We start from the raw sequence: 17577 nt of genomic DNA, 5'->3' as shown, positions 1-17577 counted from the left end.
AGCCAGAAAATAGACGAACCACGAAGCTGAACTATCGCGCTCCTAAAGCTGATCGCGATCGGGACGATAGTCACGCGGTGGTGGGCCAGGGTCAAGGCGGAAGCGATCGTTATACTCGCTGCGGCTCTTGGGGGGGCGGCGACGGCGCACGCGATCGTCGCCGGGGCGAGGGTTGTTGTCGTAGTAGGGCTGGCCGTCGGGGCCGTTGAAGGGGCGATCGTTCATCGGGCGTCCGTCCGCTGGGCGCTCTGTGGGCCGATCGGTGGGGATGTCCTCGCGGCGCATTGGGCGACCATCGCCATAGACATCGGGGGTGTAGGGAGGGCGACCGCTAGGCTCACCCCGGCCCTCAAGCATGGGTCGAGGCCGACTGTAGGGGTCGGCGGGGCCGTAGTCGCGACGGTCTAGCTCAGCCCGCAGGTTAGTGCGGTTGTCAGGAGCGTACGCCGGGGGGCGCGTGCCTCGGGGCGGGCGATAGCCACCGCCACCAAAATCGCCGCCATCGCCTTGAAACCCAGTTCTGGCCAGCGGCGTTCTGGAATTAATGTTTTGAATCATCAGCGACACCAGCATGCCCACCATCAGCATTTGCTGAAAGGAGGGGATGATGTCCATGGTCAGGTTGCCGAGCAGAAACACCCCTGACAGCAGAAACAGAATGGCATAGACCTTGTCAGAGTCGCGCTCATAGCCGGGCTTGAGCCGGTCTAAAAAGAACAGCGCCACGCCGCAAATCACCATAAAGATGCCCAGCAGCAGGGGGACGGGGGTACCAAAATTCACGGCAAATTCCTCTTAAGACGCCTCTGCCAACCGAACACGTTAATTCTAGCCGACTTAACGAAAAAATCGGGAACGCCCGTAGGGTTCCCGACCGCAAAGCTAGTAAGTTGTGCCCCCAGACCTATATCTCGGGGGCCAACCCTTTACCTGCTGCGCTGAATCTTATCGCGCTGGCTAACAAAAAACAGGAAAGCGCTAGCCGGTACAACAATAATCACGGCCCCAGCTAAAAGGCTGAGTAAGAAGTTGGTTAAAGACGGTGTCATATGCCCTTGTCCTGATAATGATTTAGACAAATTGTTACCAATCATTATTGATCAACTTATGCCCCCTGCCCATAGCTCTGAAGGGGCGATCGCAACAAATTTGCCCCAATTGACCAAGCTTGGCGGTGTCAGGAGCACCTCAGCATCAGGAATAGGGTGAGTAAGGCTTTAGAATTGTACATAATTGCAACGGTGAGTTTTTGGAGGGTTAACTGTGGCCGCTACACAAGTGCTGACTATTGGCGTGGGCCTGCTGCTGGGGCTGATGACCCTGCTGTTTATCTTTCGCATTGTGCTTACCTGGTATCCTCAGGCCAACCTCGCCAAGCTGCCCTTTGCCCTAGTTGCCTGGCCGACCGAACCGTTTCTGGTGCCCATGCGCAAGCTGGTGCCCCCCATTGGCGGCGTCGACATTGCCCCGGTGATTTGGGTGGGCATCGTCACCCTGCTGCGCGAGATTTTGGTCGGGCAGCAGGGGCTGCTGAGAATGATTGGTTAGGTTCGCCTCAGCTCCTTACGAGTTCCTTGTAGGGTGGGTTAGGCTTAAGACAGGCTCTGGCTTAGCCCTCCATCCTTTGAAATGGCCGCAACCCACCACAGCTCTGACAGAGAGAACTCTACTGTTTCCGTTTGAGCTACTTGATCGCCATCATCTCGGCGACAAAGTTGGTGTAGACATCACCGCTGAGGAAGTTGGCGTTTTCGAGCACCTTCTGGTGAAAGCCGATGGTGGTGGGTAGCCCGGTGATGGCGCACTCCCGCAGGGCGCGGCGCATGCGGCTAATGGCGGTAGGCCGGTCTGGCCCCCACACGATTAGCTTACCCACCAGCGAGTCGTAGTAGGGCGGAATTTCGTAGTCGGTGTAGACGTGGGAATCCATGCGGACGCCCATGCCACCTGGGGCCAGATAGCCGCTAATACGACCGGGGTTGGGGCGAAAGTTGTGGTCGGGGTCTTCGGCATTGATGCGGCACTCGATCGCATGGCCGCGAATTTGAATATCTGATTGGGTGAAGGGTAGCTTTTCGCCCTGGGCAATGGTGAGCTGGGCGGCAATCAGGTCAATGCCGGTGATCATTTCGGTGACCGGGTGCTCAACCTGAATGCGAGTGTTCATCTCCATAAAATAGAAGTTGCCCCGGCTGTCGACTAGAAACTCGACGGTGCCCGCCCCCACATAGTTGATCGATTTGGCGGCGAGGACGGCGGCGGCTCCCATTTTTTCGCGCTGCTCTGGGGTTAGGCGAGGGCTCGGGGCTTCCTCGAGCAGCTTTTGGTGCCGCCGCTGAATCGAGCAGTCGCGCTCGCCCAGGTGCACCACGTTGCCGTGGCTGTCGGCCAAAATCTGAAACTCAATGTGGCGGGGGCGATCGATAAACTTTTCCATATAGACGCCGGCGTTGCCAAAGGCGGCCTGGGCCTCGCCCTGGGCGGCCATAAAGGCTTTAACTAACTCAACTTCGCTGTTGACCAGGCGCATGCCGCGCCCGCCGCCCCCGGCGGTAGCTTTGATCATGACTGGGTAGCCAATCTCGCTGGCCACCTTGTAGGCCTCGGTCTCGTCAGTGAGCAGGCCGCCGCTGCCGGGCACTGTGGGCACTCCCACCGTTTGCATAGTCTCTTTGGCAGTCGACTTATCGCCCATTTTGCGAATCGAGTCGGGGGAGGGGCCGACGAAGACAATCTGGTGGTCGGCGCAGATTTCGGCAAAACGGGCGTTTTCGGCCAAGAACCCGTAGCCAGGGTGAATGGCGCTGGCGTTGCGGGTTAGGGCCGCAGCAATAATATTGGGAATGTTGAGGTAGCTTTTTTGGCTGGGCGCTTCGCCAATGCAGACGGCCTCATCAGCCAGCTGCACATGCAGGGCGTGGCGATCGACCGTGGAGTGAACTGCAACCGTGGCTATGCCCATTTCTTCACAGGTCCGAAGAATGCGTAACGCAATTTCTCCCCGGTTGGCAATCAAAATCTTGGAAAAGCGCATGTACGTAGGGCAAATAGCAAGAGACCATTGAGTTTTGGCGTTAGCAGCCTAGCTAAGCAATCCCAGCCCACTACTGCAACCGACCATAACCAGCATCATACGATGATGACGGTCGCTGATTCTATCACGGCGCTAGCACGACAAATTTTGCCAAGAATGTGCGACGACAAGGGGACCGTTATGGTTTACTCTTATATATCTGAGCAGTGCTTGGGCGACAGTCTTCCCTCAGGTTTGCCCGATTGGCACCGTTCAGAATATCACCAGCGGATGTGGTGGAATTGGTAGACACGCACGCTTGAGGGGCGTGTGGCTAACGCTGTGCGAGTTCGAGTCTCGCCATCCGCATTTTGAAAGTTGAGCCAATGTCTCGGTGTGGGCCAGGTTCGGTTCTGATCACACAGAGTCCCGTCGGGGAGTGCTAACAAGCGTTCATGCTCCTCGGTGGGATGGGTTGAATTTACCTGAAATAAGCTTTAGGGTATCTGCCGCGCTAGCTAACTGTTAGCTAGCGCGGCTTAAAACCCTTAGCCCACTTTTTGCTCGACCCCAAACCCGACTAGCACCAGGGTATCCATAGCCTCTCCCTCAATGGGGCGCTGGTAATTGAGAATGCGGCGAATGCGCATGCTGGGGTTGACCAGCAGAATGGAGTCGACCGAAACGACCTTTGTGTAGGGGGTGGTCATGAGCAGCTCGCGGTTGCCCTGGTCGTAGGTGAAGCTGGACACGATGGGTCGGTCTTCTTCGTAGGCGCGATCGCGCAGATAGTCGCCGCTCAGCAGCGTTCCCTCCTGCTGCTTGGGCACAAACAGCGCTCGCAGCTCCTGGGAGACTTCTTCGCCTTTGTCAGACAGGGTGTGAAAGGCGAGCTGAAAGCCCGGCAGCTGATCAATATTCTCGACTGGGTCGTAGCCGTTGTCGGCTAGCACCTTGCGCCGCAGCTCGGGGGTAATGGCCTCGACGCGAAAATCGGTGTGCGATCGCTCGATCTCCTGGTGGGTGAGGTAGTGGTAGGTGCGCTCGATCGACCACTGACCCATGCAGCAGTCAAAAAAGTAGGTGATGTCGGCCAAATCCATCGTGGTAGCCCCAGGGATGCTCAGCAATTTATACGGTACCAGGGTTTAGAAGACCCTGACCCAGCCGCCACAGCCTTACTCCCTGCGATCGCACCCCTCAAGTATTAATGCTTACAGAATTTGCCCATAGACGCCGTAGTATGAGCGGCAGATTGAGCTAACGGCTCGAACTAGATGCCCCTGCCGGGTGATTGCCGGACCCCTACTAGCCGACTATGATGTAGAAATTGGATTAAGAAAATTAACAAATCCATTTTATCGGATTGACTTCTGTCACCTTGTGCCCCTTGCCTGGATGAGTGATTATGCCCTTCTCCGCTGATACTGCCCGCATTTTAGCTGAACCTCTGGTCCAGGCTTTCTTTCAAGACACTGCCGGAGACTGGCGCTCGGAACGTCGCTACTACACGCTCAAAAGTGGCGAAACTCAGGAAGTAGTTAGTCAGATCACGATCGCATTTTTAGAGGCTGGCGCACCCCAGCTAATCGAACTGGCTCAAATGCACCAGCTAGACCCTGCCAAACCTCTGATCTGCGGCACGACCGTCACTTGGGAGAGCGACTACGTGGGCACCGGCAAAAAGCCGGTGAAGGGTAGCACTATTTTTGGGGTGCGGGGCACGACCCTGTACCGCGATCGCGGGTTTGCCACGTCTAAGCCCGTCACCGCCCAGTACCACTTCAACGACAACCGCACTCTGGTGCTCAAAACCCAGTACAACGACTCCAGTTTTGAGGAAGAGCTGCGGCTGATCGGCCAGCGCTACCGTACCCGCCAGACCGTCATCTCCCGCGCTGGGGAAGAAATCATGATCGGTCAGTACTTAGAAACTCGGGTCTAGCGCGCCGAATCTAGCGCGACTAAGAAACTGGTTTCTTCTTTGGCTAGCGCCAAACGTTAGCTACTGAACAAGAGACCCGGTTCCTGAGGGCAGGTCTGTTGGTCTCATTGAGTCAAACCACGTTGATAGGCAGAACCTTCCGGTAGGGGCATTGCACTGCAGTGCCCCTGCCTCAAATCTGTCCTAACCTAATAGACTTTGCAACACGCAACCGTTGTCTAGCGCAGGGCTTCGACCACGGTGGGGCTTACTAAGCCCCAGTGGAGGTTGCCTTCGCCTGTGGTTAGACTGACCCAGCCCAGGCCCTGCGTGGTACCGGCCCAGATTTTGTTGCCAGTGTTGGGCGAAAGCGCCAAAACCTGCCCCGAGGGTAGCGAAGGCACCTGGCCCAGCAGCTCACCGCTGTCGGGCTTGAGCTTAAACAAGCCGCTGGTGGTGCCCACCCAGACGTTGCCAGTGCGGTCAAACTCGACGGTTTGCACACTGCGGCCCCGCATCGGGCCAACCGATCGCACCAGCTCAGACCGCACCGGATCGACAACCAACAAGCTGCTGGCTGTGCCAACCCATAGATTGCCCTCGGGACCAAGGGTGAGCGACTGCACCGCGCCGCCCGGCAGGTTACCGACCTCACGAATGGGGAAAGCGCTGGCGGTATTGATCTGCACTAGGCCATCGAGGGTACCGACCCAGAGATTATTGTTGCCGTCGAGGGCCAGGGCGTTAGCGCTCACGCCGGGCAGGTCTCGCACGGTAGTCATGAGCAGGCCGCGATCGGGGCTGATCATCACCAGGCCGCGATCGGTACCGGCCCAAAGAAAGCCGCGGCTGTCAATCAAGAGCGACAGCACCCGGTTGGAGGGCAGCGTGAAGTTTTGGGCTGTAATTGCATTTGTGCGGGGGTCGACACGCACCAGGCCGTCGAAGGTGCCGACCCAGATCCGCCCGACCCGGTCCTGGGCTAGGGCTTCGAGGGTGCGGCTTGGCATTCTAACCCGCTGTAGTATGCGCCCCGTCTCAGGATTGATGCGGGAAAGCCCCGCCCAGGAACCCACCCAGAGATCGCCCGTAAAATCGGGCTGGAGGGCGGTAACGCGGTAGTCGTTGGCAATGGGGGCCTGGGCCAGAGTGGCGGGTTGAGCGGAGARGGGGAACGGGTAGGGGCTAGAAGGTAGGGGATGAAAATTCCCTAGCGACAGCGTTAACGACGATAGAACCAGCAGGCTTAACATATTCTCTCCCCACGGTTTGCGGTGGCGTGCAGCAGCCCCGAATGGATTGCCCCCAAACGCTCTAGGGCGCTTTCGAGCATCTCAAGCGTTACAGTATATCGACAATCGCTGGGGTTGGAGTCTCTGAGCCAATTTTGTTAACCAGCATCCCTGGGGGCCAATTGGCGGCCTGCTTCAAGGAACTTGAGAAACCCACACCTTGGTTCACTTTCATTCATAACTTTGAGTTATGAATGTATACAGATCTTCCAAAATTAAACTTATCCAATCGCTGATAGTATGCTAACCATAAGGTAATGAAGGATACCTAAAGCGCTTGCGGAACAGCTGTTTTGGTAGTCGCTTTTGGTATCTTCTATCGGCTCGAATTGGCGTGGACTGACCGGGGCTTAGGCTGAGCAAGGGCTTCCTTCGTTAAGGAAGCTTGTTTGTGTGCGGCTGGGCTGCAGGGGTTCGCTTGAGGGATTTCTTAGATTCACGAGGAAAGGGAGACATGTCTTACTCTCAGACAACGACTCAATCAAAAGCTGGCTACAGCGCCGGGGTTAAGGACTACAAACTGACCTACTACACTCCGGACTACACACCTAAAGATACGGACATCCTGGCGGCGTTCCGGATGACCCCCCAGCCTGGCGTGCCTCCCGAGGAGTGTGCTGCTGCTGTGGCCGCAGAATCGTCTACCGGTACCTGGACCACGGTGTGGACCGACCTACTGACCGACATGGATCGGTACAAGGGTCGCTGCTACGACATCGAGCCCGTGCCCGGCGAAGACAACCAGTACATTTGCTACGTGGCCTACCCCCTCGACCTGTTTGAGGAAGGCTCGGTCACCAACCTGCTGACCTCCCTGGTGGGTAACGTGTTTGGTTTTAAGGCTCTGCGCGCCCTGCGTCTCGAAGACCTGCGCATTCCCGTAGCCTACCTAAAGACCTTCCAAGGGCCTCCCCACGGTATTCAGGTAGAGCGCGATCGCCTCAACAAGTACGGTCGTCCCTTGCTGGGCTGCACCATTAAGCCCAAGCTGGGTCTGTCGGCGAAGAACTACGGCCGCGCCGTGTACGAGTGCCTGCGCGGTGGTCTCGACTTCACCAAAGATGACGAGAACATCAACTCCCAGCCCTTCCAGCGCTGGCGCGATCGCTTCCTGTTTGTGGCCGACGCTATCCACAAGTCCCAGGCTGAAACCGGCGAGATCAAGGGTCACTACCTGAACGTCACCGCCGCCACCTGCGAAGAGATGATCAAGCGGGCCGAGTACGCCAAAGAACTCGACATGCCCATCATCATGCACGACTTCTTGACTGGCGGCTTTACCGCCAACACCAGCCTGGCTCACTGGTGCCGCGACAACGGTGTGCTGCTGCACATTCACCGCGCCATGCACGCGGTAATCGACCGCCAGAAGAACCACGGTATTCACTTCCGCGTGCTGGCTAAGTGTCTGCGCATGTCCGGTGGTGACCACATTCACACTGGTACCGTCGTGGGCAAGCTAGAGGGCGATCGCGCCGGTACCCTGGGCTTCGTTGACCTGCTGCGCGAAAACTACATCGAGCAAGACAAGTCTCGCGGTATCTACTTCACCCAAGACTGGGCTTCCATGGGCGGCGTCATGGCCGTAGCCTCCGGTGGTATCCACGTGTGGCACATGCCCGCACTGGTTGAAATCTTCGGCGACGACTCCGTGCTGCAGTTTGGTGGTGGTACTCTGGGCCACCCCTGGGGTAACGCGCCTGGTGCTACCGCTAACCGCGTGGCTCTTGAGGCCTGCGTTCAGGCCCGTAACGAAGGCCGCGACCTGGCCCGCGAAGGTGGCGACATCATCCGCGAAGCCTGCAAGTGGTCGCCCGAACTGGCCGCGGCCTGCGAACTGTGGAAGGAAATCAAGTTCGAGTTCGACACCGTTGACACCATCTAAATGGCTAGTGGGTACTGCGGTACCCGCTGGGCGGCTTCGGGCGCGTTGGTCAGTTCACCAATTTGCAGGGTCTCAAAATTCCTTGGGAATGCTGCACAAGTTACCGAATCTTCATACCGTTCGGGCTTAGATCAGGGCTACCAACCTCCCTCGCGGCGGGGTCTACGTCAATCGTTCGAGAGACACCAATGGACCTTAAGCAAACGGCTAAAGACACCGCTAAGGTGCTCACTAGCTACCTGACCTTTCAGGCCGTGAAAACGGTGCTGAACCAGCTGAAGGAAACCAACCCCGCTCGCGCCTATTGGCTGAATGCGTTTTCGACCAAGGAGGCGCTTCAGGATGGCGAAGCCTACCTGAGTGCTCTACTGGCCGAAAGTCCAGATCTGGCCATTCGGGTGATGACCGTGCGGCAGCACATCGCGGAGGGTATCTGCGAGTTTTTGCCCGAAATGGTCGTCACCAGTATTCAGCAGGCCAATATGGAACACCGCCGCCAGCATTTAGAGCGCCTGACTCAGCTCGGAGATGCTGACCACGCCGTAGATTCAGAATTAGTTGAGGACGCTGATGTCCCGCGAGAATCTACGGCTGACGCTGACCCCTCCCCTGAGTAGGCGATTGACCTCAACTCTGTTGCTCATTTATTTGTTCACGGCGTCAGCCGATCGCACCCTAGTTAACCTAACGAGGATCTATGAAAACTCTGCCTAAAGAGCGTCGTTTTGAGACGATGTCCTACCTGCCCCCGCTCACCGATGCCCAGATCGAGCGGCAAATTGCCTACATTCTCAAGCAGGGCTATTTCCCCGCTGTAGAATTTAACGAAGCCTCGAACCCCGAGGAGTACTACTGGACCATGTGGAAGCTGCCCCTGTTCAACGCTACTTCTACCCAGGAAGTGCTAAGCGAAGTGCAGGCCTGCCGTTCTGAGTACTCGAACTGCTACATTCGCGTAGTGGGCTTTGACAACGTTAAGCAGTGCCAGATCGCTAGTTTTATCGTGCACAAGCCAGGCGCTAGCAGCAGCGGCTACCGCTACTAAAGTCTTGCCTCTAAGGGGTTAGACAACGAGACAAAGGGCGGAGAGGATATCCTCTCCGCCCTTTGTGTTTTGGAGGTCTGCCAGGTTGAGTTAGGCCTTTAAACCGGCTAGCACCATAGCGATCGCCGATTCGGTAAAACGCTCAATTGCCTCTGGTGTAAACCATTCAAACTCAGGCTGTACGTTGCGCATATTGGCCTGGGCATTGAAATAGAACGTGCAAATTCCCATCGTGTGGTTGACGGCTAACCAGGGGTCTACCGAACGAAAGACGCCTGCCTGGATGCCGCGCTCTACCACCGCGACTACGCGATTGATGGGGTTAACCCAGCCGGTCAGCTTAAAGTACTGGCCCTGATTCTGCATCGCTTCGTGCAGCAGTACGCGGCCGTAGTGAGGATGGCTGATCTCGTGGGCGATCGCCACCTTGATTACCGTTTTCAACGCTTCCTCGGGCGGCATAGTCTCCAGTTCCAGGTCGCCAAAGGCGTTGACAAAATCTTCGGCGGGCCGCTGAATGACGGCTTTGTAGAGTTCTTCTTTGCTGCCAAAGTGATAGTAGATCATGGCTTTGGTTACGCCGGTTTTGGCCGCGATCGCCTCGGTCTTGGCTCCGCTAAAGCCAAATTTGGCAAACTCTTCCTCCGCAGCATCCAAGATTTCGGTCTTAGTAGCTTCGGCGTCGCGGGTTTGCCGGAGGGGTCGATTAACTTTCGCAGCCAAGGGTATTCGGGTGTTACACCAATCTACCCGTCTAGCATACAGCGCCAAATTGGGGCACAGCCGCCTTTGCAGCAAGCATACCAAAAAAACTTGTTAACTAACAGGTTAGTTAATTGTTGACACGAGTCAATGCGGGCGCTAAGCTAACTAACAGGTTGGTCAGTTAAGAATCTTCTGGCCAATCTGGCCTAGTCAGCGTTTTATAGCTTAAATGCTGCTTCTCCGAAGTCAGGAGACGCCATAGTCTGTAACGCGCTTGCTGACGGCTACTCTTGCTGTTTTTTGTGTTTTAAATACTATGACAACTATCCTGCAGGGGCGCTCTAGCGCCAGCCTGTGGGAGCAGTTTTGCAACTGGGTTGTCAGCACCGAGAACCGACTTTACGTGGGTTGGTTTGGCGTGCTGATGCTGCCTACTCTGCTGGCTGCAACCACTTGTTTTGTGATTGCCTTTATTGCCGCGCCCCCGGTAGATACCGACGGCATTCGGGAGCCTGTGGCGGGCTCGCTAATGTACGGCAACAACATCATTTCTGGTGCTGTGGTGCCGTCCTCCAATGCCATTGGTCTACATTTTTACCCCATTTGGGAGGCAGCCTCTCTTGACGAGTGGCTGTACAACGGCGGCCCCTACCAGCTGGTGATTTTTCACTTTTTGATTGGCGTGTTTTGCTACATGGGTCGCGAGTGGGAGTTGAGCTACCGCTTAGGTATGCGCCCCTGGATCTGCGTGGCCTACTCTGCTCCGGTGGCCGCCGCGACCGCCGTGTTTTTGGTCTATCCCATTGGTCAGGGTTCTTTCTCGGATGGAATGCCTTTGGGTATTTCGGGCACCTTCAACTTCATGCTGGTGTTTCAGGCGGAGCACAATATTTTGATGCACCCCTTCCACATGCTGGGGGTCGCCGGGGTGTTTGGCGGGGCGCTGATCTCGGCCATGCACGGCTCGCTGGTAACCTCAACCCTGGTGCGAGAGACCACCGAAAACGAATCGCAAAACTATGGCTATAAGTTTGGCCAGGAAGAGGAAACCTACAACATTGTGGCTGCCCACGGCTACTTTGGCCGCCTGGTGGGGCGCACCAATGAGATTCTGCTTGGTGTGAATGCTAACAGCCGTAGCCTGCACTTCTTCATGGCCGCCTGGCCGGTAGTAGGCATTTGGTTTACAGCCCTGGGCATTAGCACCATGGCGTTTAACCTCAACGGGTTTAACTTTAACCAGTCAATTCTCGATGCTCAGGGTCGGGTGATTGGCACCTGGGCCGATGTGATTAACCGGGCCAATCTCGGTATGGAGGTGATGCACGAGCGCAATGCCCACAACTTTCCGCTCGATCTGGCGGCAGAGGGTGAGGCGACTCCGGTGGCGCTAGTTGCCCCCGAACTGGTGAGCTAGAGCGTTTGGCCTTGGTCCTTGGTACTTATATAGAGCAGCCGCTGCGATCGCTCGCAGCGGCTTTTTGTCTAGGAGATCCTGTAACTACTGCCCTGCTGCAAAGATCTGATCGGTCGTCAGTCGCAAACTTGCAAATCCTGGCGAGACTAAAGTGTCTCCTTGCCGAAAAAGCCGGGTTTCGTAGACGCCATCCACCCAGCGGCAAACGGTAATCGTGGGTTGTTTGGGGTTGCCGATGTAGCGCCGTCCGCCTAAGCCTAGGTAATCGACAATCCAGTACTCGGGAACGCCCATAGCTTCGTAGTCTTCAAACTTGCGGGCATAGTCATCGGGCCAGTTAGTGGAGACAACTTCCACCAAAAGCTTAACCGAACTGGCTAGAGTAATCACCGATTCTCGCTTCCACAGCGGTTCTTGCGCTAGCGCAGCACTATCAACAAGCAACACATCCGGTTTGTAACTGCTCTCAAAACCCAATGGCTGAACCAGCACTGTATTGGGAATGAAATAGTTAAGGTTCTCTTGGTCAATCAGCACATTGAGCTTACGGTTTAGTAATCCCACTACCTGTTTCTCCTGCGGAGACGCTTCGCGAACATGTGCCCCAGTTGGCTGCATTTCAACGACTATTCCATCGTGCAGCTCGTAGCGCCCGGTTTCTGGCAGCCAGGTCAAAAACTCCTGCAGGCTCATGTATGGCTGAGATAGCGCCTGAACCATTGGTTTGCCCCCTAGGTATTCTTAGAGGATGTGTGCGATCGCAAAATGTCAGAGCAGCTTCTCTTTCGCGATCGCCCTGCTTTTAACCTGATTCTACCTCCGGCCAGCCTAGCTAGGATTACAGGCGGCCAGCAGCTGTTGGTCTAGCTCTGAGAGGGTGGCGATCGCATACATGCCCTCTAGCTGGGCTGGCGCGCTACCGCCGCTGGTGCTGGCTACGGCAGCGTCTCCTACCAGGGCTACCGAGTAGGGCGATTCGCTTTGGTCATAGGCGTCGGTGATCACTAAGTTGAGAGCGCCATTGGCCACGGTGCCGCGCACGCAGTCGAAGGAAGAAGAAGGCTGGTACAACGCTCCGCTCAAGCGGCCTTCCCTGGCTTCAAACACAAAGTAAACTGACCCAACCGTATTGGCCACCGGCGACTCACCGTAGAGGTAAGTGCCATCGGGCAGACCGGGGGTGCTGCCCGACGCGCCGCTAGCCATCGCCGAAAGCCCAATCACAGCGGCGGCGGCGGTGGCTAAGCGGCACAGGTTGGTTCGAATGTGGTTTCCCCAAGTGAGGGTTGCGGGCTGATTAGAGCGGAGGGGGGAAGAAGCCATGACGAGGGGTTTTCACGCGACATAAGTAATATCCCCCACAGGGCTGATGCGCGTGGTGATAGCCCCCTCTGCGGAGGGTGATGTTGGTAAGGTAGGGGTGTGATCTAGATCAGTCTTGCTTGCCATGCTCAGGCCTCTAAAGAACAAGCCCCTCCCCTGGTCGCTGTGGTGGAGAGCGGGGCTGCTGGGCCTGGCGCTAACTGGGTGCTCCGCAAGCCAGCGCGATCGCAATGCCCTGATACCAATAGCACCAGCCCTGGCGTTGCCGACCCTGACCCAGGCCGCTCCAGCCGACTTAGCCCTCAGCCCCGCAGCGCCTCGTTCAGCCCCGGTCACCCTGTGGGACCACCTGCAGCGGGCTGATGAGCAGCTTTATGTGGTGCTGCTGCGCCATGCGATCGCCCCCGGTACGGGTGACCCGGCCAACTTTCGGTTAGACGACTGCGCTACCCAGCGCAACCTGTCGGCGGTGGGGCGATCGCAGGCGCAGCAGATTGGGGCCGCCTTTCGGCAGCGCAATATTGCGGTGGCGCAGGTGCTCTCTAGCCAGTGGTGTCGCTGTCTAGAAACCGCTGAACTGATGGATTTAGGGCCAGTGGAACCCTACCCGCCGCTGAACTCATTTTTTCGCGATCGCAGCACCGCCGCATCACAAACCGCACAGGTGCAGGCGTATGTGCGCAACCAGCCCAACCAGGGCGTGCTGGTGATGGTGACTCACCAGGTAAATATCACTGCGCTAACCGGAGTGGTGCCGGGGTCTGGTCAGGCGGTAGTGATGGCGCTGAACGAGGTGGGGGATCTAGCGCAGGTGGGCCTGCTGGATGCGGGGCAATAAAAAAGGAAGGAGCTAGGCTCCTTCCCGGTTAAAACGTTTAGGGGTTTAGATCAACGCTAGGCTTAGGCCTCTTCAAGGCGAGCGTAGAAGACGCCCTGTACCTTGATGTCTACGGGTTCAGCCGTGCCCATGTCGGTGTCAGAGGGCTGCTCGGCCTCAAAGGTGCCGCCAATTTCGCCGGAGTTGCCGTCAATCTTAGAAACGCGTAGAGAAATATGGCCCTGGCCCACGTCAAAGGCTTTGGTATTCTCCTTAACATACTCTTCGCTGTCGCCGCTGGCGGGCAGAGCCACCGCCGTGTCATAACCCGTAGCCAGACCGCGACCCTTAGGATCCAGGAAGTTGGAGGTGCGGTAGGAGGGCACTGTATAATCGCCCTCAAAGTCGGTGGAGGTGGTCAGAGCGTTTTGACCAGGTTGTGACTGAGCAGCCAGCCCCTTAACCGTGAACAAGAAAGGCTCTTGCTGACCACCGGGAAGCTGCACGGTAATGGCCTGGAAATCCATGCCGCCGGTTTCAGAGAACAGCAGACTGCCGTCGGATTGCAGGGTCAGATCGCCGCGCACCTGGTCGAGGCTGGAGGTGTAGCGAGTCAGCACCTTGCCAGGAATGTAGGTGGCATCTTGGCGCTTTGAGGCTTCTCCTTTGACGAAGTAAGCCGTGGGCTCGATGCACATGCCCACCAACTGATAGGTTTTGCCGTCTTCCAGGGCAATGCTGCCCCGGGTCATTTCAGAAAGCTGTGGGCACTTGTTAGCCAGGCCCGTATTGCGGATTTGGTCGTAGGTCAGGGGCACACTACTGGTGGCACTGGGCGCTTCGCTACAGGCTGTCAGTACACTCAGGCAGATGGCCAAGAATGCAACTAAGAGGGCGCGATACCTCATGGTCTACCTCAAAAATTAGTATGTAAAAGGCGCTGTCAAACTACTCAAATAATGCGACAGCCGTTGGCTCTGGGCTCATGACGCTGGCCAGAATAGCCCTGGCGCGATCGCCCCTAGGGGCTGGTCTAACTCCTCCGGAGAGGCTGCGCCAATGACCATTGCGAGCGGCGGGAGTAATTTGCTCCTGAAGCCCGGCAACAATGCTGGGCCTGCCCTCAGCCGAGTAAAGCCTCAAGTAAGCATTCTACATGGCTCTGCGCCTCTTTCCTAAGATTTAGAAACCCCTGGCATTGACAAGCCCAAGCGGCTCAGTCCGGGCACAAATCGTAGACGGGGCGGGCTTTACAAAAAACTGACGCGGCTTTTACGGCTTGACAGCTAACATTAAGCTATTTAACAGAAGTTTGGCCTAGCCCCATGACCGACTACCCGCTTGGCGATCGCCGTGAATGTCTATCAGAAGACCTCAAAGCCTTGTCACAATCGATCGATCGGGCCGCCCTAGCTCGCCGAGGTCAGACGCTCAACCTTTTGGCGCTGCTGCGGCTGCTAGAGCAGCAGCACCGAGACATTTGCGAGACGCTCTTTCGCGATGCCCTGCCCGACAACCGCCAACACCTCTACGCGTTGCTCAGGGATATCGAAGTCAGCGGCGGCTGGCCCTACATTCAGCGCATGAAGCTCCAGGCCCTGCTCGCTAACGTTCCTGACCTAGATTTTGATACGCTTTTTCCAGCTACCGTACCCACTATCGAAGAAGATCGGTTTCCGGGGGAAGAAAAGTAGAGCGTTTTTTCGTCTCAAACGTTACCCTAAACGTCGATACCGCAAGGTTTCCATTACCTATGGTCAGCTATTTGTCTCCAGCTCGGCTTCCTGGTTCACTCCGGCGACTAACCAAACCCCTGCTTCTGCAGGGACTGGCCCTGCTGACCGGGCTGGCGGGGTTAGGCGTTATTCCCCTGGGTGGAAGCCGCGCTCTGGCCCTCAATGCCTACTGCCAGGTCACCCAGGCCGATGCCCTGGCCAAAGAGAATCTGCGCAAGGCCGCGCTCGAAGGCGATGCGACGGCTCAGCAGCAGTACCAGACCATGGTGCGTCAGCACACCGAAGCGTTGAACCAGTGCCGCAGCCGCACCTGGCCCCAAAAGCAGGCGGTGTGGCTGCGCCTGTACCCCTGCGATTTGCAGCCCGGCATTTTAGACGCCCTGTTCGATCGCGTCGTCAACCTGGGCTACAACGAGGTTTATGTCGAAGTCTTCTACGGCGGTCAGGTGCTGCTGCCCCAGGCCGACAACCCTACGGTGTGGCCTTCGGTGGTGCAAACCCCTGGCTTCGAGCGCCGCGATCTGTTTGCTGAGGCCCTAGAGAAGGGTCGCCAGCGGGGGCTTAAGGTCGACGCCTGGGTGTTTGCGCTCAACTTTGGCTATTCCTATGGGCTAAGAGCCGATCGCGAGCAGGTGCTAGCCCTCAACGGTCGCGGCCAGACCACCTATACCTATGCAAAAGCTGGGGCCTCTAGCAACCCCGACGAAGTCTTCGTCGATCCGTATAATACCCAGGCCAAAGACGACTACAGCCGCATGCTGGGGGCGGTGCTGCGCCGACAGCCCGACGGCATTCTGTTTGACTACGTGCGCTACCCCCGTGGTGTTGGCCCCAACTCGGTAGTGGATAGCGTCGACGACCTGTGGATCTACGGCCAGGCCTCGCGCGACGCTTTTTTGCGCCGGGCGGCCAACCAGCAGGGGCAAGAGCTGATGCGGCGCTACATTAGCCGGGGGCACCTGGTCGATCGCGATATTCAAGACGTGCGCGACCTTTACCCCAGTGAGCCAGAACCCCTCTGGCAGAGCCGCACCCCGTCGCCACCCCTGCAGCCCGGCCAGGCACCGCCCACCCCGGCCAGCCTGCGGCCCCGACTTCAGGCCGAACTGTGGCAGTTAAGCGTCGCCCACGCCGTACAGGGTGTGGTTGATTTTGTCGAGCAGGCTGGGGAGCAGGCCCGGCGCACGGGCATTCAGCCTGGAGCGGTGTTTTTCCCAGAGGGTAACCAGACGGTGGGAACAGGCGGCTACGACTCACGCCTGCAGTACTGGGAGCGCTTTCCCACCTGGATGACCTGGCACCCAATGGCCTATGCGGTGTGCGGCCAAACGGGCTGCATCTTAGACGGCGTGCGCCGCGTGCAGTCGATGATACCCAGCGGCACCTCTCCCACCGTGACCCCAGCGCTGGCGGGTATTTGGGGACAGGCGACCTACAACCGCCCCGCCCTCGAAACCCAAATGGAAGCCCTACGGCGGGCGGCTCCAGCCATTACCTCGGTCAGCCACTTTGCCTACTCGTGGCAAGACCCTGAGTTTGACCGGGTGCGAAAGTTCTGCTCTCTCTAGGGGCTGTCATCAATTAAGGGCTGATAGCCCAGGAATCAACGGTCACAGCCCCTAGCCTGTTCTTTGGGTCGGGCGTGGCAGCGCTAATGGGCTAAGGGTTTTGGCCAGAATTGATGATACGCCCTAGGGGATAGGCCGACCCATAAAAAGCTGAGCTGAGCAAATGGCGCAAACCCTTGATGTTCTATACTCTTGAGGTTTCTGTGTGACGCATTGGCTTGGTCCTATGGAAGCGACTCAGCTGCAGTCTGGTCCGGTAACGCTGGTAATTTCAGAGGTCGTTGACCCCAGCAAAGTACCCGCCTACGAAGCCTGGGCGAAGGGAATCAACCGCGATGCCCGTACCTTTGCTGGTTTTGTGGGGGTTGACGTCATTCGTCCCCGCGACCATGACCATCCCGAGTACGTGGTGATTGTGAAGTTTGAAACCTACGAACACCTGCGCCGCTGGCTGATCTCGCCTACCTACCGCGACTGGATAGAGCAATCCTACGGGTTGATTGCGGCCCGATCGCAGCAGCAGTTGCCCAGCGGGTTAGAACTGTGGTTTACACTGCCCCAGGCTCAATTTGGGAGGCGATCGCCCCTGCCCAGTCCGCCCTACTACAAGCAGGTGGTGCTGGGGGTACTGGCGGTTTATCCACTGATTTTATTGGCTAACGGACTGCTGGGACCGCTGCTGGCAGGGCTGCCGCCGTTGCTGGCTCTGCTTATTTCGGTAGTGTTTGTCTCGGCCTTGCTGACCTACCCCGTCCTGCCGTGGTTGAGCAAGGGGCTGGCGTTTTGGCTCTACCCCAAAGCGCGGCGATCGCGCCCGTATAGCCATCGCCAGAACAGTTAGGACGTACGGCT

Annotated in this window: 20 protein-coding genes and 1 tRNA gene; 11 read left to right on the top strand and 10 right to left on the bottom strand. The window is 57.4% G+C overall.

Features of this window, described 5'->3' with window-relative positions:
- Positions 1 to 42: 42 nt before the first annotated feature.
- Together IQ265_RS11555 and IQ265_RS11550 are read right to left on the bottom strand one after the other, a co-directional pair.
- A complete protein-coding gene (locus tag IQ265_RS11555) occupies positions 43 to 783 on the bottom strand; it encodes a Ycf66 family protein (protein WP_347404951.1) in 741 nt (246 codons plus the stop codon).
- Positions 784 to 926: 143 nt separating this feature from the next.
- Positions 927 to 1049, bottom strand: coding sequence for a photosystem II reaction center X protein (locus IQ265_RS11550; protein WP_194053584.1), 123 nt, complete (start codon positions 1047 to 1049; stop codon positions 927 to 929).
- A gap of 214 nt (positions 1050 to 1263) precedes the next feature.
- Here IQ265_RS11550 and IQ265_RS11545 point away from each other — a divergent pair, with 214 nt between their 5' ends.
- The gene (locus tag IQ265_RS11545; protein WP_347404950.1) at positions 1264 to 1548 is read left to right on the top strand and encodes a YggT family protein; all 285 of its coding nucleotides are present in this window, start codon (positions 1264 to 1266) and stop codon (positions 1546 to 1548) included.
- A 136-nt stretch (positions 1549 to 1684) separates the two neighbouring features.
- On the opposite strand, the gene accC is transcribed toward IQ265_RS11545, so the two are convergent.
- Entirely contained in the window at positions 1685 to 3034 is a 1350-nt protein-coding gene (gene accC / locus IQ265_RS11540; RefSeq protein ID WP_194053582.1) for an acetyl-CoA carboxylase biotin carboxylase subunit, read from the bottom strand.
- Positions 3035 to 3300: 266 nt separating this feature from the next.
- On the opposite strand from accC, the gene IQ265_RS11535 reads away from it, so the two are divergent.
- Positions 3301 to 3382 (top strand) — tRNA-Leu (locus IQ265_RS11535).
- 179 nt (positions 3383 to 3561) lie between these two features.
- On the opposite strand, the gene IQ265_RS11530 is transcribed toward IQ265_RS11535, so the two are convergent.
- Positions 3562 to 4116, bottom strand: coding sequence for a phycobiliprotein lyase (locus IQ265_RS11530; protein ID WP_194053580.1), 555 nt, complete (start codon positions 4114 to 4116; stop codon positions 3562 to 3564).
- Positions 4117 to 4421: 305 nt separating this feature from the next.
- Here IQ265_RS11530 and IQ265_RS11525 point away from each other — a divergent pair, with 305 nt between their 5' ends.
- Positions 4422 to 4958 (top strand): phycobiliprotein lyase, encoded by a 537-nt coding sequence (locus IQ265_RS11525; RefSeq protein ID WP_194053578.1) that lies wholly within the window; start codon positions 4422 to 4424, stop codon positions 4956 to 4958.
- A gap of 218 nt (positions 4959 to 5176) precedes the next feature.
- On the opposite strand, the gene IQ265_RS11520 is transcribed toward IQ265_RS11525, so the two are convergent.
- Complete coding sequence (locus tag IQ265_RS11520; RefSeq protein ID WP_194053576.1) at positions 5177 to 6190, bottom strand: two-component regulator propeller domain-containing protein; 1014 nt, start codon at positions 6188 to 6190, stop codon at positions 5177 to 5179.
- A gap of 493 nt (positions 6191 to 6683) precedes the next feature.
- On the opposite strand from IQ265_RS11520, the gene IQ265_RS11515 reads away from it, so the two are divergent.
- From IQ265_RS11515 to IQ265_RS11505, 3 genes are all read left to right on the top strand, one after another.
- On the top strand, positions 6684 to 8114 hold the full coding sequence (locus IQ265_RS11515; RefSeq protein ID WP_026072509.1) for a form I ribulose bisphosphate carboxylase large subunit: 1431 nt from the start codon (positions 6684 to 6686) through the stop codon (positions 8112 to 8114).
- A 188-nt stretch (positions 8115 to 8302) separates the two neighbouring features.
- Positions 8303 to 8731, top strand: coding sequence for a chaperonin family protein RbcX (locus IQ265_RS11510; RefSeq protein ID WP_194053574.1), 429 nt, complete (start codon positions 8303 to 8305; stop codon positions 8729 to 8731).
- 80 nt (positions 8732 to 8811) lie between these two features.
- Positions 8812 to 9159 carry a ribulose bisphosphate carboxylase small subunit gene (locus tag IQ265_RS11505; RefSeq protein ID WP_106921642.1) on the top strand — a complete coding sequence of 116 codons (348 nt, stop codon included), beginning with the start codon at positions 8812 to 8814 and terminating at the stop codon, positions 9157 to 9159.
- A gap of 90 nt (positions 9160 to 9249) precedes the next feature.
- Here IQ265_RS11505 and IQ265_RS11500 read toward each other — a convergent pair whose 3' ends face one another.
- Positions 9250 to 9882, bottom strand: coding sequence for a TetR/AcrR family transcriptional regulator (locus IQ265_RS11500; RefSeq protein ID WP_228037814.1), 633 nt, complete (start codon positions 9880 to 9882; stop codon positions 9250 to 9252).
- A gap of 298 nt (positions 9883 to 10180) precedes the next feature.
- On the opposite strand from IQ265_RS11500, the gene psbA reads away from it, so the two are divergent.
- Positions 10181 to 11281 (top strand): photosystem II q(b) protein, encoded by a 1101-nt coding sequence (gene psbA, locus IQ265_RS11495; RefSeq protein WP_194053572.1) that lies wholly within the window; start codon positions 10181 to 10183, stop codon positions 11279 to 11281.
- An 84-nt stretch (positions 11282 to 11365) separates the two neighbouring features.
- On the opposite strand, the gene IQ265_RS11490 is transcribed toward psbA, so the two are convergent.
- On the bottom strand, positions 11366 to 12001 hold the full coding sequence (locus IQ265_RS11490; RefSeq protein WP_194053570.1) for a Uma2 family endonuclease: 636 nt from the start codon (positions 11999 to 12001) through the stop codon (positions 11366 to 11368).
- Positions 12002 to 12109: 108 nt separating this feature from the next.
- Positions 12110 to 12604, bottom strand: coding sequence for a hypothetical protein (locus IQ265_RS11485; protein ID WP_194053568.1), 495 nt, complete (start codon positions 12602 to 12604; stop codon positions 12110 to 12112).
- Between the two features lie 124 nt (positions 12605 to 12728).
- Between IQ265_RS11485 and IQ265_RS11480 the strand changes: the two genes are divergently transcribed.
- Entirely contained in the window at positions 12729 to 13442 is a 714-nt protein-coding gene (locus tag IQ265_RS11480) for a histidine phosphatase family protein (RefSeq protein ID WP_194053566.1), read from the top strand.
- Positions 13443 to 13504: 62 nt separating this feature from the next.
- Here the strand turns inward: IQ265_RS11480 and IQ265_RS11475 are convergent, their stop codons facing one another.
- Both IQ265_RS11475 and IQ265_RS11470 read right to left on the bottom strand, forming a co-directional pair.
- Positions 13505 to 14329, bottom strand: coding sequence for a photosystem II manganese-stabilizing polypeptide (locus IQ265_RS11475; protein ID WP_194053564.1), 825 nt, complete (start codon positions 14327 to 14329; stop codon positions 13505 to 13507).
- Positions 14330 to 14369: 40 nt separating this feature from the next.
- Entirely contained in the window at positions 14370 to 14564 is a 195-nt protein-coding gene (locus IQ265_RS11470; RefSeq protein ID WP_194053562.1) for a hypothetical protein, read from the bottom strand.
- A gap of 182 nt (positions 14565 to 14746) precedes the next feature.
- On the opposite strand from IQ265_RS11470, the gene IQ265_RS11465 reads away from it, so the two are divergent.
- The 3 genes from IQ265_RS11465 to IQ265_RS11455 all read left to right on the top strand — a co-directional run bounded on the left by IQ265_RS11465 (position 14747) and on the right by IQ265_RS11455 (position 17566).
- Entirely contained in the window at positions 14747 to 15115 is a 369-nt protein-coding gene (locus tag IQ265_RS11465) for a hypothetical protein (RefSeq protein ID WP_228037813.1), read from the top strand.
- Between the two features lie 59 nt (positions 15116 to 15174).
- The gene (locus IQ265_RS11460; RefSeq protein ID WP_194053560.1) at positions 15175 to 16725 is read left to right on the top strand and encodes a hypothetical protein; all 1551 of its coding nucleotides are present in this window, start codon (positions 15175 to 15177) and stop codon (positions 16723 to 16725) included.
- 226 nt (positions 16726 to 16951) lie between these two features.
- Positions 16952 to 17566: an antibiotic biosynthesis monooxygenase gene (locus IQ265_RS11455; protein WP_194053558.1), complete on the top strand. Its 615-nt coding sequence runs from the start codon at positions 16952 to 16954 to the stop codon at positions 17564 to 17566.
- Positions 17567 to 17577 lie beyond the last annotated feature (11 nt).

The organism is Nodosilinea sp. LEGE 06152, from assembly GCF_015207525.1.
Lineage (GTDB): Bacteria > Cyanobacteriota > Cyanobacteriia > Phormidesmidales > Phormidesmidaceae > Nodosilinea.
This window is presented reverse-complemented; position numbering and strand designations above follow the sequence as displayed.